The following is a 13,477-nucleotide window of genomic DNA, read 5'->3' as shown; positions in this document are numbered from 1 at the left end:
AAAGTTTTTATGTAGAGAACAAATCTATAAATTCTTTTCGTTTTGTTTTAGAAACAGGAACTCTTTTTTTATTATCTAATAAAATATAACCTTCATTTTCAAAAGCACGTACTTTTTGTAAGTTTATAATGTGTGATTTATGACATTTATAAAAATTATCATTAAGTATTTTTTCATACTTCCCTATATTATAGGAGCTTATTATTTCAGAAGTGTTAATAGTATGTATTTTGGTGTAGCCTTCATATCCTTCAATATGTAAAATTTCATTGTAAGGAACAAAAAGTAATCCTTTATTTGTGGGTATAATTAACTTATTTGCATTTGATGTTGTGTTAATTAACCTGTTTAATAAGGTTTCATTTTTATGTAAAGCCTTTTTTTGATTAACGCCCTTAATAGCATTCTGAATAGTCGTTTTAAGTTCATCATTATCTATGGGCTTTAAAATATAACCAATCGCGCAATGTTGAAAAGCTTCTACAGCATAATTATTATATGCGGTAACAAAAATAATTTCGAAATTAGGTTTTTTAATTAAAGATAACACGTCAAAACCATTAATAACAGGCATTTCTACATCTAAAAAAAGAATGTCAAGAGTGTTTGTGTTTATGAAGTTTACGGCTTCTTGTGGGTTTTGAAATGCTTTTAAAATTTCAATTTCAGGAAAAAATTGTTTAACTTTCAATAATAACCCTTCTAAAGCTTTTTCTTCATCATCAACTAATATAGCTTTTATCATGTTTAATTTTTTTAAAGGTTAACAATACTAAAGTACCAGAACTTTTTTCTCTAGATAAATCAATAACTTCTTGAGAAATATGCCATTGTAAAGATTGATTGATCAATTTAATTTTATCTGCAATTATTAGGGTAGATTTTGAAGTATGTTTTTTTATTGATTTTTTCTGTATCTCTTTTGATTTTAAAAAACCAACTCCATCATCTCTTATAGCAATAATAAATTCATTTTTAAAGGTTGAGTTTTTTAAAGAAATATTAATAAGTCCTTTTCCTTTTTTATGAAATAACCCATGGTTTACGGCGTTTTCTACAATGGGTTGTAATAACATTGTGGGTATTTTAGTTTCTAAATTAAGTGTTTTATCAACATTAAAACTAAATTTAAAATCATCTCCAAATCTCATTTTTTCTATTTCTAGATAACTTTTTAAAAGTAATAGCTCTTGTTCTAGAGTTATGTTTTTTTGTCTAGAAAAATCAAAAAACATGCGTATCAAACGAGAGAATTTCACTAAGTATTTCTCGGATAATTCAACCTCATTTTTAGTCATGTAATACTGAATTGCATTTAATGAATTGAAAACAAAATGAGGGTTCATTTGCGAACGTAATGCGTAAAGTTCATATTCAATATCTTTTTGTTTTTTTAAAATATTTTTACGTGTGTTTGCTTTAACTTTTTTTGTAGCCCATTTATTAAATAAATAAAAAAAACCAATTACTAATAAAAAAAAACCAATTTTAAACCATAAAGTCTGATACCATAATGGAGTAATTGTAATATAAATAGTTTTTCTTTTTTCTTCTTTATGATGGTTACTTACTTTTAATTGTAAAAAATAGGTATTTGGTTTTAGATCTGTAAAATTAATATAAGGTGTCGTTGTTGTTATCCAATTACTTTGAAGAGGTTCCAATTTATATTGATAGCTTAAGTTTTGTTGATTGCTAAAGTTAATTGTACCAAAAGAGGTAGAAAAAACACCGTTTTTTTTATAAGAAGCAATTATCGTATCTCCTGTATAAGAGGTTTCGTTTATAATTATTGATTTTACATAGATTTTTTGTAATTGATTTACAGGTTCTTTCTGTAAATAAATTATAGAAAGGCCAATATCTGTACCCGTGTATAAAGAATCGTTTTTTACAACAACACTATTTATGTTATTAGAAATTAACCCGTCAGATTCATAAAAAGATTGTGTAATTACATAGTTATTATTTTGTTTATTTGCTTTATGAACTCCTTTAGCTGTAGCTAACCAAATATTGTTGTTAAGATCAACAAAAATATCTTGAATACTTAAATTATTTGTCTTTTTAATAAATGAAACTGTTTTCCCATTAGTTATATAAGCTCCATTACCTTCAGTACCTATAATTACTTTTTTTTGTGTATAATTAGCTTGGGTTAATACAGGTTGATTAAATAACTTATTAGATTGTAGTTTTAATATACTATCGTTTTTTAAGATAAATAAACCAGACTGATTTGCAAAAAAAAGATTGGTATTTGTACTTGAGAAAGAGTTAACTCCATACAACGGATATTTTTTAATTATACTAAAGTTAATAGGGTTTATTTTAAAAATGCCAAAAGCATTATTAACATATAAAAAATCTTTATGATTTATGATTTTTTTTGCGAAATCATTTTTAAAAGAGTTTTTTTTAGATGTTTTAATTATTGATGTTTTTTTATTTTTATAAGCATATAAAAAATCTTCAGAAGAAAAAATAAAAGTATTTATGTCTTTAAAAAATGAAATAGAATGTTGAAAATTATTATTTTTTATAATAGGTTCTAAAGAGTTATTTATTTTAAAAAAACCTTCTTTGTAAATACCTGCATATATATTATTGTTTATCAATTTTAATTGCTGTATTTTTTTATTTTTAGCTAATATTTTAGTTGATTTCTTCTCTTTTGGAAGTAAAAAAATACCTTTATTAAACGTAGCAGACCATATATTACCTGTATTGTCTATAAAAGAAAAATGAGTATTTAATTTTTTAGGAATGTGAATTATATTTTTTAATGTTCCGTTTTCTCCTAAATAACTTACAAAATCCATCCCTGTTAACTGAATATGATTATTCACATTATGATACCTGAAATATTTTAAGTTTTTTGGTAAATTTTGTGAAGCATAAGAAATTAAGTGAACTTTTTTTGAATTAAAATTTTCAATTATATAATACTGCTTGGCTGTACTAATATATAGGCTATCATTTGCTTGTCCATGCTCTGAAATAGTTTGAAAAATGCCTTTTTTAATAAAAAAAGATTTTTTACTATTTTTATTAAAAAAATAAATACTGTCTTTAATTAAAGCATGAAAGTTAATTAATGGGTGTATTACTTTTTGTTTTGTTAAATTACTATCTTCCAAAAGATAGTTAGAAGAGGCTCGCCAAATACTGTCTTTTAAAGAATAATAAAAAGAACCATCATTAAAATTAATGATGTTTTTAGACTGTAATATTGTTCTCGGATACAAAACTTTTTTTCTAAAAGAACCAAAAGAATATACTTTGTCGTTAGAAATATAGCCAAGTTTACTTGACTTAGAGAAAAACCAAATTTTATTATCAGGTGTAATTCTTATGTGCCAAATGTCATTAGACGGTAAGCCATCTTCGATAGCGAAATTTTTAAAATTTTTGCCGTCGAATTTAGAAATTCCTTTATCAGTAATTAACCAAATAAAACCTCTATTGTCTTGTGTAATTCGATATACATGATTACTTGGTAAACCATTTTTTATAGAGTAATTTGTATACTGTTGTGAAAAAGACAAACTCCATACTATTAGTGCAACTAGTGTAATATGAAGTTTTCTTTGTTTCACAGATGTTGTTTTATTAACGTTTTTTATATACTTGTTTTTTGTATTGTAATTTTTTATGAATTACGTTATCTAATTTAGGTAAATTTACAATTTTTATGATGGTTTTTTCTTTTAAAACTATTTTACTTTTTTTAGCTTTTAAATTAATAAACTGCAATAATTCTTGGCCACAAGTAATTTTATTTATAACAATATTACTACTCACAATTTCAATGGTTCTTCCTATATATTCTTTTGGAGGTGTAATTATTAAATAGTTTCCATGAGTGGCATTTTCTCCTAAAAATATTTCACCCCAACCTGTGTCTGAATTTCCTCCTCCGTTTGGTGGTGTACCAGCTAATCCAAAATTTATAGTAAATTTCCCTCCAAATTCCCACTTTCCATTATATTTAAAATTTCCAGAAAATGAACAGCAATTTTTTATAATACTTGCTTTTTTAATTTCTTTTTTTGGCTTTTCAGAGGTGTTTGCAAAAGCAATTGTGCAAATTGTTAATGTTGCAATCAATAAAATATTTTTTACTCTCATAATATATAGTTTTTTATATTATAAAGTTATCATATAAGTAGTGTAGAAGCATGTATTATTAAAGCAAGTGTTTGTTTGATAAGATGAATGTTGTCTTATAAATAATTATCCAATTTTTGAATAACAGCAAATAGATCCATTAAAAATGCAACTCCCATATGAATGATGATTCCGCCAATTATAGAACGACTATGTAGTGAAACAATACCTAGTATATAACCACCAAAAACTGAACCGATAATTTCACCTGTTGGTTTTCCTATATGAAAAAAAGCATATAAAACAACCATTGGTAAAACAGCTTTTGAGCCTAAGTATTTAACTGTTCCTAGTATTAAAAAACCTCTAAAAAACCATTCAATAGCAATAAAATCAATTAAGTAAATAGGTTCGTAAATAGCTAAAGCTGTCCATTTATTTATGGCAGATCCAACATTTCCAAGCATGGGATATTGTTTTAAAAAACTAGGTTGAAAAGATGCTACAATAATAAAAGGAAGTACAAATAAGAGTAATAAAAAATAAGATTTCCAATGTGTGTTTTTAGTTGATAATCCATAATAATTAGTGTTGTTTTTTTCAAATAAGTAATAGAAAAAAAGAATTCCGAAGGTAAATATTATAAAACGAGTACTTCTAGCAATGGCCTTTATATAGAAGTGAGCTTTTTGAGGATCTATGTTTTTTTGTATCCAATTCAAAAATTCTAAAAAGCCAAAACGAAAGCTAATTAATAGAATAGCAATAATACTTGTAAACCAAAAATAAAATGATTTTGTAAAACTCCAATCAGATTTTGTAATTGCTGTTATTATGATTGTAGTATAATAAGCAAAACCGAAAAACAAAAAATAGTATATGTAGGTAGTTACTCCTTTTTGATGGTTCTTAAAAAAGAGAGTAGGGAGGTTTGTGGTATGGTTCACATAAATAAAGAGTCCTAAAAATAAAAAAACAAGTATATAAGTTAACGCTTTAAAATCTTGCTTAAAATGTGTTCTTATATATGATATTATGGTGAGCATATAAAGGATAAATTAAAAACGAGTGTTAAGATTAACACTCGTTTGTTTAACTAATTTTTTAAATAAGTTAGTTAGCTTTGAACTTAAAATATATTTTAGGAATTCCGTTATTCGTTACAGGTCCACCTCCTGTACTAGAACTATCTACAAAATTAGAACTTAAAAAAGTAATGTAACCACTAGTGTATGGAAAAGTGGCTGTAGAAGTATGTCCTGTAGAAGAGTTTAAGCCATCTCCACCAGTTCTTCTAAGAGTATAGGTTACTCCAGGAAGTATTTCAAAAGAGCCACCAATAGTTTTATATTCTATCATAGATGAAGAAAAGGTATTAGTAATAGAAGGCCCTCCTACTATCTCTATAGTGTAGTTAATTGAAGTGTTATTGATAGCAAAAGGGGTTGTTTGTTGTAAACTTTGATAACCAATTTCACAAATACTTCCAGTAACACTAGTTTCAAAAGTGTATTCGTGTATTTGCAAATCCATAGAGTTTGTTGGTAAAGCACTTAGTGCAGTTTCTATTGTTGTTTCAGCGTCGCTACATTCGTTACTAGGATCTATACTTGGCGATAGTCCATCTCCACAGCCAGAACCTATTATCGCTATTGCGATGATTAATAGAATTGTAGGTAAAACTGTTTTTAAAATTGATTTTTTCATAATAAGATAAATTTAATTAATACTCTTTTTTTTGTTCAATTTGATATAGAAATAACTGATGATAATAATAAGGCAAGCGGCAATGAATTGAGAATGAGAAAGAAAACCTTCAATAATAAAACCTCTATTATCACCTCTAAAAACTTCTAAAAAACTCCTAACAATACCATATAAAACAACGTAGCATATAAATATTTGACCGTTAAATCTTTTCCTTTTTTTGATAATTAAAAGCAGATTCATAATAACCAGAATAGCAAAAACCTCATAAAGTTGTGTAGGGTGTACAGTAGTTAATCCAGTATTAGAAAAAGTAATTCCGAAAATAGAATTAGTCTCTTTTCCGTAACAGCATCCTGCAAAAAAACAACCTAAACGACCTATAGAGTGTACAATTGTTGTTGTGAGTGCTAAAATATCTAACATAGGTAAAACAAGAATTTTATGTTTTTTTAAATACCAAATAATGGTTATTGTAATACATATAAAAGAGCCATAAAAAACAAAGCCACCAGAAAAAACAGTAAAAACACTTTGTGGATTCTGTATGTAGTACAAAGGTTTTTCAAAAAATAAAAATATTTTACCTCCAATAAAACCAGCTATAAATACAATATAGAAAAAGGAGTTTTTTAAATTTATATCAAGTGTTTTTTTGGCCTGCCACTTAGTGTATACTACAGCTAGTAGTGTACCAAATGCAATGCAAATGGCGTAGGTGTAAATAGTAATGTTTTGATATTCTAGTAATTTTGGAAACATAATTAACTATTTTATTGATCACTTTCTCTTTTCATTCTTCCAGTACCTGTTATTGTACCTGTAATGCTAGGATCTGTAATATGCGTATAGTTTCCTGTAAATGTGAATTCTAAATATTCTCCAACATTAAAAGCATGCGTGATTATTGTGCAGTTTATAGGACTTGAATTGTATTCATTATGCGGGAAAAACTTAAATCCATCTTCAGAAAAAAGTTCAGAAAAATAAAAATTAGTAATTATTGGTGTTGAAGGAATTCCCCAAGGTATGCTAGAGGCAGCTGTGAAACTAGCATAGTTTAAAAAAGTAAAATTACCATCTACATAAACACTACTACCATTTGTAGTATTTGCTGAAGCTCTAAAATAGAATCTCTTATAATTAGTACTGGGGTTAGTAACAAAATATGCTGTCATACTTTTGTCAAATACTCTTTCTGTATTATTGTTTAATGTATATTTAAAATATTCATCAGTATTTAGTATTGGTGTAATTGTATCGTTGTTAGAGCAACTATTAAAAGTTAAAAGAGTTATTGATAAAAATAGATAGAATAAGGTAAATTGACTTTTCTGTTTCATTTTTTTTAACAAAACTACGTTGCGATTTTAAAAAAATAGTACCCTTATTTAAGTAACAGGTTGTTTGGGTAAAGGAACAGTTCTTTTTATTATTAGAAATAGACAAAATACTATCTTTGATTTTTAAATTAAATAATAATGGAATTGAATATTACTAATGGCTGGAAGAATATTTTAAATTTAGAATTTGAGAAATCTTATTTTAAGAAATTGCAAAATTTCATAAAATTAGAATATAATAGCTACAAATGTTTTCCAGAGAAAGAAACTATTTTTGCGGCTTTTAATTATTGTTCCTTTAATGATTTAAAAGTAGTTATTATTGGACAAGACCCATATCACGGTATTGGGCAAGCAAACGGGCTATGTTTTTCAGTTCATGATAAAATTAAGCATCCGCCGTCATTAAAAAATATTTTTAAAGAAATTGAAACTGATTTAGAAATACCATCTCCTATTTCAGGAGATTTGTCTCGCTGGGCAAAACAAGGTGTTTTATTGTTAAACGCAACTTTAACAGTTAGGGAAGGAGAAGCAGGAAGCCATCAACAACAAGGTTGGGAAACTTTTACCGATAGCGTGATTAAACAAATATCTGAAAAAAAAGAGGATGTGGTATTTTTACTTTGGGGGAAATTTGCAGAAAAAAAAGGAAATGTTATTGATATTAAAAAGCATACAATTTTTAAAGCCCCGCACCCATCTCCGTTAGGTGCGTGGCGAGGCTGGTTTGGTAGTAAGCATTTTTCTAAAACAAATACTTTTTTAAAAGATAAAGGAAAGGAGATTATCCAATGGTAATTTCGGCCAAATCTATTTGTTGATTGTCATAATATGGTAAAATAATAGCATCTAATATATCTTCTGTAATATCAGGGTAATTAACCTTAACTGATTGTTTAGTGTTTACCCATGAAGATATTTTAGAAACTTGGTTTTTGTTAAATTTCTTTAAAACAGGGATTCCCATTTGTTTTAAAGATAAAGCATTACACTGTTGTTCGTATTGATTTTTCATAGGAACTACCAGTAATTTTTTTTGTAAAAACAATGCTTCAGCAGGTGTTTCAAAACCAGCACCACATATAACTCCTTTACAAGAGCTAATGCTTTTAATAAAATTATGACCATTTATTGGTTTTATAATAACATTATTTTTAAATATATGCTCGGAAGTGTTTTTTGAAAAAACCTCCCATTTTACGTTTGTTATTTGTGAGAGTACTTTAATAATTTTTTTATCACTATAAGCAGGAAGATAAACGGTATAATGACCTTTATTTGTATTATTACTGTATCTTATTTTTTTACGTATTATTGGTGTAAAAATGGCAGAGGAATAGGTGTTAAAATGAAAACCAAATTTTGTTCTTATAGGGGCATAATATTTTAAAATTAAACGCTCTACTCTATAGGTTCCGTATTTTGGTGCATTAGGATCTAAAACGGCATTTTGATGACTTAATGATATAATTTGAGTGTTTTTAAATTTAGCTGCCCAAGCTGTAATAGGTTCAAAGTCATTAATAACCAAATCATAATCTTCAATAGGAACAGATTTAATTTCGTTTATTAGTTTTTTAATTTTAACTTTTTTAATTGTTTCCCAAAAATTAATTCCTCCTTTTTTTCCAAAAATAAAACTCAATCCGTAATATTTGTACTTTACTTTAAAGGGAAGTTTTAATTCACATTGATAGCCACTAATTAATATATCAACCTCACCTTTTTGCTGTAAATAAGGTATTATTTCTGTAGCTCTGCTTGCGTGTCCGTTTCCTGTACCTTGAAAAGCGTATAAAATTTTCATATTTTTAGTGAATGTTAAATTCTTTTAAAAGTTCTTCAAAAAGTTTTTGATTACTACTTTCAGCATTTACATACTCGGTATCATTAATTGAAATGTTTTTATGAATATTTTTGGCAACGTTGTCTTTTTCATACTCGTATAAAGACCAAGATTTGTTTGAATATTCTAATGATGTTAAGTTTTCAACCCAATCACCAGAATTCAGATATGTTGTTGTTCCTTTTTCTATTTCAATTTGTTTTATTTCAGGCTGATGTATATGTCCACAAACGACATAATCATAGTTTTTTGAAATAGCGATTTCTGATACTGTTTTTTCAAAATTATTAATAAATTTCACAGCACTTTTAACACTGTTTTTTATTTTTTTAGAAAAAGATAATCTTCCATAGCCTAATTTATTACTAGTCCAGTTTACAGCAGTATTTATCATAATTAAAGTGTCGTATCCAATACTACCAAGTTTAGCTAACCATTTAGAGTGTTGCATTGTTACATCAAAAACATCTCCGTGAAAAAACCACCCTTTTTTACCATCAATATCTAGTATTAATTTGTTTACAATTTCAAAACTCCCAAGACGAAATCCTTTAAATTTACGTAACATTTCATCGTGATTTCCAGTAATGTAGTATACTTTTGTGCCAGAAGTGATATAAGACATTAACTGTTTTATAATTTTCATATGTGGCTTAGGAAAGTATCTTTTTTTAAATTGCCAGATATCAATAATATCGCCATTTAAAATTAATATTTTAGGGTTTATTGTTTTTAAGTAATTGTGCAATTCACTAGCTCTACAACCATAAGTACCTAAGTGGACATCAGAAATAACAGCAATATCTAATTTTCGTCTTTTCATTTTAAAGTATGCTAAATTTATTTTAGTAAATATACTTTTTGAATGTGTTTTTAAGTTAAATTAAATGTAAAGTGTTGGTAGTTATAGTTTTACTATATAGTAAAGTGTATGTTTTTTTAACGTAAAAAGCTCGGTATATACCGAGCTTTTACTTTTTATAATAGATAAAATGAAGTTAGTTATTGTATAATACCCAAGTTCCTTTTTCTAATAAAGAGATGGCTTGTTTGTATTTAACTTCTTTCTCTTCGCCAGACATTACATTTTTGATGGTAACTTTTTCGTTACGACCAATTTTTGGCTGCTCACGAACAATTGTTTCAACAACTTGCTCTTCTTGAGTTTGCTGATTACGAGCCCTGTTTATAGCTTGTTGAGAAGAATTTTGAACATCGTCTTTACGAGTGTCTAATTGTTCTCTTTTTTGTTCGGTAGCTTCTGATACTTGTGAGGCATCTTGACTAGGTAGATGTCCTTTAAATAAGAAAGATAAAACTTCTTTATTTACTTTGTCTACTGTTTTTTGAAACAATTCAAAAGCTTCAAACTTATAAACCAATAATGGATCTTTTTGTTCGTACGAAGCATTCTGAACAGTTTGTTTTAACTCGTCCATTTTACGTAAATGATCTTTCCAGTTTTCATCAATAATAGATAAAGTAATATTTTTTTCAAAATCGTTTACTAATGATTTTCCTTCAGATTCGTATGCTTCTTTTAAATTGGTAACTACTTGTAATGTTTTTACACCATCGGTAAAAGGGACTACGATACGTTCGTAACGATCACCTTCGTTTTCAAAAACATTTTTAATTACAGGAAAAGCACTATCAGCATGTCTTTCTGTATCATTTTTATAATGAGCAGAAACAATTACGTATAACTTGTCAGTTAATTCTTCTTCTGTTAATTTGTTAAATTCTTCTTCAGAGAAAGGAGAAGTCATTGATGAAAAACGAATTAATTCGAACTCGAAATTCTTATAATCGTTATTTACTTTGTTTTGCTTAACAATTGAGCTACAAGTATCGTAAATCATGTTTGCAATGTCAATTTGTAAACGCTGCCCATCTAATGCATGACGACGACGTTTGTAAACAAACTCACGTTGTGCATTCATAATATCATCGTATTCTAATAAACGCTTACGAATACCAAAGTTGTTTTCTTCAACCTTTTTTTGTGCTCTTTCAATAGATTTAGATATCATAGAATGCTGAATTACTTCGCCTTCTTTTAATCCCATTCTGTCCATCATTTTTGCAATTCTTTCAGAACCAAATAAACGCATTAAATTATCGTCTAAAGCAACATAAAATTGTGTTGAACCAACATCTCCTTGACGACCTGCACGACCACGTAACTGACGGTCTACACGACGAGAATCATGACGCTCTGTACCTACAATTGCTAAACCACCAGCTTCTTTTACTTCGTTAGATAATTTAATATCGGTACCACGACCTGCCATGTTTGTTGCAATTGTTACTACACCAGCGTTACCTGCTTCTGCAACAACATCTGCTTCACGTTTGTGTAATTTTGCGTTTAATATATTATGAGGAATTTTACGCATTTGTAACATTCTTCCTAATAATTCTGATATTTCTACAGATGTTGTTCCGATAAGAACCGGACGACCTTGGTTAGATAGCTCTACAACATCATCAATAACAGCGTTGTATTTTTCGCGCGTAGTTTTGTAAACTAAATCTTCTTTATCATCCCTTTGAATAGGTCTGTTTGTAGGAATTTCTACAACATCTAATTTGTAGATTTCCCAAAATTCACCTGCTTCAGTAATTGCTGTACCTGTCATACCAGATAACTTACGATACATTCTAAAGTAGTTTTGTAAAGTAACTGTTGCAAATGTTTGTGTTGCATCTTCAATATTTACAGCTTCTTTAGCTTCTAATGCTTGGTGTAATCCGTCAGAGTAACGACGACCGTCCATAATACGACCAGTTTGCTCATCAACAATCATTACTTTATTATCCATGACCACATACTCAACATCTTTTTCAAAAACAGTATAGGCTTTTAAAAGTTGATTCATGGTATGAATACGTTCGCTTTTTACGCTAAAATCGCGATATAATTCTTCTTTTTTACTTGCTTTCTCTTCTGGAGTTTCTTCACTGTTATCAATCTGACCAACGATAACACTAATATCTGGTAAAACGAAAAAAGTATCGTTTTGTGTTTTATCTGATAAATGTGCAATACCTCTATCAGTTAAATCAATTTGATTATTTTTTTCTTCAACAGTAAACCATAATTCAGCATCAACCTCTGGCATTAACTTGTTATTGTCTTGCATATAAAAGTTTTCTGTCTTTTGAAGAATTTGCTTGATTCCTTCTTGAGATAAAAACTTAATTAAGGCTTTGTTTTTTGGTAAACCTCTGTAAACTCTTAATAATAAGAAACCACCATCTTTAGTGTTTCCTTCTTTTAATAATGCTTTTGTTTCTGCTAAAACACCTACTAAGTATTTGTTTTGAAGTGAAACTAAATCGGCAACTAAAGGTTTTAATTCATTAAACTCATGACGATCTCCTTGTGGTACTGGACCAGAAATAATTAAAGGCGTACGAGCATCATCAACTAAAACAGAATCTACTTCATCAATAATTGCATAATTAGGCGCTCTTTGAACTAAGTCGTTTTTAGAGCTTGCCATGTTATCACGTAAATAATCGAAACCAAATTCGTTATTTGTTCCGTAAGTAATATCGGCATTATAGGCTTTTCTACGTTCTTCTGAATTAGGTTGGTGAAAGTCGATACAATCGGTACTTAAACCATGAAATTCGAAAATTGGCGCCATCCAAGCGCGGTCACGCTTTGCTAAGTAATCATTTACGGTTACTACATGCACACCATTACCAGTTAAGGCATTTAAGAAAACAGGTAGGGTAGATACTAGTGTTTTACCTTCACCAGTCATCATTTCAGCAATTTTACCATTGTGTAAAACCGAACCACCAATTAACTGTACATCATAATGAATCATATCCCAGGTTACTTCTTTACCAGCAGCATCCCATGAACTTGCCCAATAAGCTTTGTCATTTTCTAAGGTAATATGTTCTCTTGTAGCAGATAATTCTCTATCAAAAGAAGTAGCAGTTACTTCTATATTATCGTTATTCGTAAAACGTTTTGCAGTTTCTTTAACTAAGGCAAAAGCTTCTGCCATAATATCTAATAAAACAGCTTCTGATGTTTTGTACGATTCGTCTTTTAAACGATCAACTTCAGTGTATATTTCTTCCTGACGATCAATATCTGCAGTTAAAGCCTCTTCTTCTAACTTTACAATTGTTTCAGTAAAAGTTTTTGTAGCTTCTTTTATCTTCGATTTAAATTCGATTGTCTTTGCTCGTAGACCGTCATTAGATAAACTATTTAATGAATCTTCGAAAGATCGTACTTTTTCAACAATCGGTTGTAGAGATTTTAGGTCTTTTTGTTGTTTATCACCAACAAAAATTTTTAGAATCGAATTTAAAACGCTCATTTGTAAAATATTGTTTTATAGCTAGTTAACGTTTTGTTAGTAGCGTTTGTTATATAATTATGTTTATTTGCTTAAAAGTAAGCAAAAAAAAAGCCTCTTAAATTAGAGACTTTTTATGA

Annotated in this window: 11 protein-coding genes; 1 reads left to right on the top strand and 10 read right to left on the bottom strand. The window is 28.3% G+C overall.

Features of this window, described 5'->3' with window-relative positions; genetic code table 11:
* Positions 1-7 precede the first annotated feature (7 nt).
* From N2251_RS09840 to N2251_RS09810, 7 genes are all read right to left on the bottom strand, one after another.
* Positions 8-745, bottom strand: coding sequence for a LytR/AlgR family response regulator transcription factor (locus N2251_RS09840; protein ID WP_260586553.1), 738 nt, complete (start codon positions 743-745; stop codon positions 8-10).
* Positions 723-3,599 carry a sensor histidine kinase gene (locus tag N2251_RS09835; protein WP_260586552.1) on the bottom strand — a complete coding sequence of 959 codons (2,877 nt, stop codon included), beginning with the start codon at positions 3,597-3,599 and terminating at the stop codon, positions 723-725. The genes N2251_RS09840 and N2251_RS09835 overlap by 23 nt, the downstream gene beginning before the upstream one ends.
* A 13-nt stretch (positions 3,600-3,612) precedes the next feature.
* Complete coding sequence (locus N2251_RS09830) at positions 3,613-4,131, bottom strand: hypothetical protein (protein ID WP_260586551.1); 519 nt, start codon at positions 4,129-4,131, stop codon at positions 3,613-3,615.
* 95 nt (positions 4,132-4,226) lie between these two features.
* The gene (locus N2251_RS09825; protein WP_260586550.1) at positions 4,227-5,156 is read right to left on the bottom strand and encodes a CPBP family glutamic-type intramembrane protease; all 930 of its coding nucleotides are present in this window, start codon (positions 5,154-5,156) and stop codon (positions 4,227-4,229) included.
* A gap of 67 nt (positions 5,157-5,223) precedes the next feature.
* Positions 5,224-5,817, bottom strand: coding sequence for a hypothetical protein (locus tag N2251_RS09820; protein WP_260586549.1), 594 nt, complete (start codon positions 5,815-5,817; stop codon positions 5,224-5,226).
* A gap of 12 nt (positions 5,818-5,829) precedes the next feature.
* Complete coding sequence (locus N2251_RS09815) at positions 5,830-6,579, bottom strand: prolipoprotein diacylglyceryl transferase (RefSeq protein ID WP_260586548.1); 750 nt, start codon at positions 6,577-6,579, stop codon at positions 5,830-5,832.
* A gap of 11 nt (positions 6,580-6,590) precedes the next feature.
* Positions 6,591-7,160: a hypothetical protein gene (locus N2251_RS09810; protein ID WP_260586547.1), complete on the bottom strand. Its 570-nt coding sequence runs from the start codon at positions 7,158-7,160 to the stop codon at positions 6,591-6,593.
* Positions 7,161-7,298: 138 nt separating this feature from the next.
* Between N2251_RS09810 and N2251_RS09805 the strand changes: the two genes are divergently transcribed.
* On the top strand, positions 7,299-7,961 hold the full coding sequence (locus tag N2251_RS09805; protein ID WP_260586546.1) for a uracil-DNA glycosylase: 663 nt from the start codon (positions 7,299-7,301) through the stop codon (positions 7,959-7,961).
* On the opposite strand, the gene N2251_RS09800 is transcribed toward N2251_RS09805, so the two are convergent.
* The 3 genes from N2251_RS09800 to secA all read right to left on the bottom strand — a co-directional run bounded on the left by N2251_RS09800 (position 7,948) and on the right by secA (position 13,358).
* Entirely contained in the window at positions 7,948-8,970 is a 1,023-nt protein-coding gene (locus N2251_RS09800; RefSeq protein ID WP_260586545.1) for a glycosyltransferase family protein, read from the bottom strand. The two genes, N2251_RS09805 and N2251_RS09800, sit on opposite strands and share 14 nt — an antisense overlap.
* Before the next feature lie 4 nt (positions 8,971-8,974).
* The gene (locus N2251_RS09795) at positions 8,975-9,832 is read right to left on the bottom strand and encodes a UDP-2,3-diacylglucosamine diphosphatase (protein WP_260586544.1); all 858 of its coding nucleotides are present in this window, start codon (positions 9,830-9,832) and stop codon (positions 8,975-8,977) included.
* A 175-nt stretch (positions 9,833-10,007) separates the two neighbouring features.
* The gene (gene secA / locus N2251_RS09790; RefSeq protein ID WP_260586543.1) at positions 10,008-13,358 is read right to left on the bottom strand and encodes a preprotein translocase subunit SecA; all 3,351 of its coding nucleotides are present in this window, start codon (positions 13,356-13,358) and stop codon (positions 10,008-10,010) included.
* Positions 13,359-13,477 lie beyond the last annotated feature (119 nt).

Origin of the sequence: Tenacibaculum haliotis (genome assembly GCF_025215075.1) — a bacterium.
Lineage (GTDB): Bacteria > Bacteroidota > Bacteroidia > Flavobacteriales > Flavobacteriaceae > Polaribacter > Polaribacter haliotis_B.
Note: the sequence above shows the minus strand (reverse complement) of the source record. Positions and strands in the feature narration are given on the sequence as shown.

Excerpts from the sequence above, each read along its gene's own strand:
- N2251_RS09840 (WP_260586553.1), bottom strand. The coding sequence starts at position 745 with ATGATAAAAGCTATATTAGTTGATGATGAAGAAAAAGCTTTAGAAGGG.
- N2251_RS09830 (WP_260586551.1), bottom strand. The coding sequence starts at position 4,131 with ATGAGAGTAAAAAATATTTTATTGATTGCAACATTAACAATTTGCACA.
- N2251_RS09825 (WP_260586550.1), bottom strand. The coding sequence starts at position 5,156 with ATGCTCACCATAATATCATATATAAGAACACATTTTAAGCAAGATTTT.
- N2251_RS09820 (WP_260586549.1), bottom strand. The coding sequence starts at position 5,817 with ATGAAAAAATCAATTTTAAAAACAGTTTTACCTACAATTCTATTAATC.
- N2251_RS09815 (WP_260586548.1), bottom strand. The coding sequence starts at position 6,579 with ATGTTTCCAAAATTACTAGAATATCAAAACATTACTATTTACACCTAC.
- N2251_RS09810 (WP_260586547.1), bottom strand. The coding sequence starts at position 7,160 with ATGAAACAGAAAAGTCAATTTACCTTATTCTATCTATTTTTATCAATA.
- N2251_RS09805 (WP_260586546.1), top strand. The coding sequence starts at position 7,299 with ATGGAATTGAATATTACTAATGGCTGGAAGAATATTTTAAATTTAGAA.
- N2251_RS09800 (WP_260586545.1), bottom strand. The coding sequence starts at position 8,970 with ATGAAAATTTTATACGCTTTTCAAGGTACAGGAAACGGACACGCAAGC.
- N2251_RS09795 (WP_260586544.1), bottom strand. The coding sequence starts at position 9,832 with ATGAAAAGACGAAAATTAGATATTGCTGTTATTTCTGATGTCCACTTA.
- secA (WP_260586543.1), bottom strand. The coding sequence starts at position 13,358 with ATGAGCGTTTTAAATTCGATTCTAAAAATTTTTGTTGGTGATAAACAA.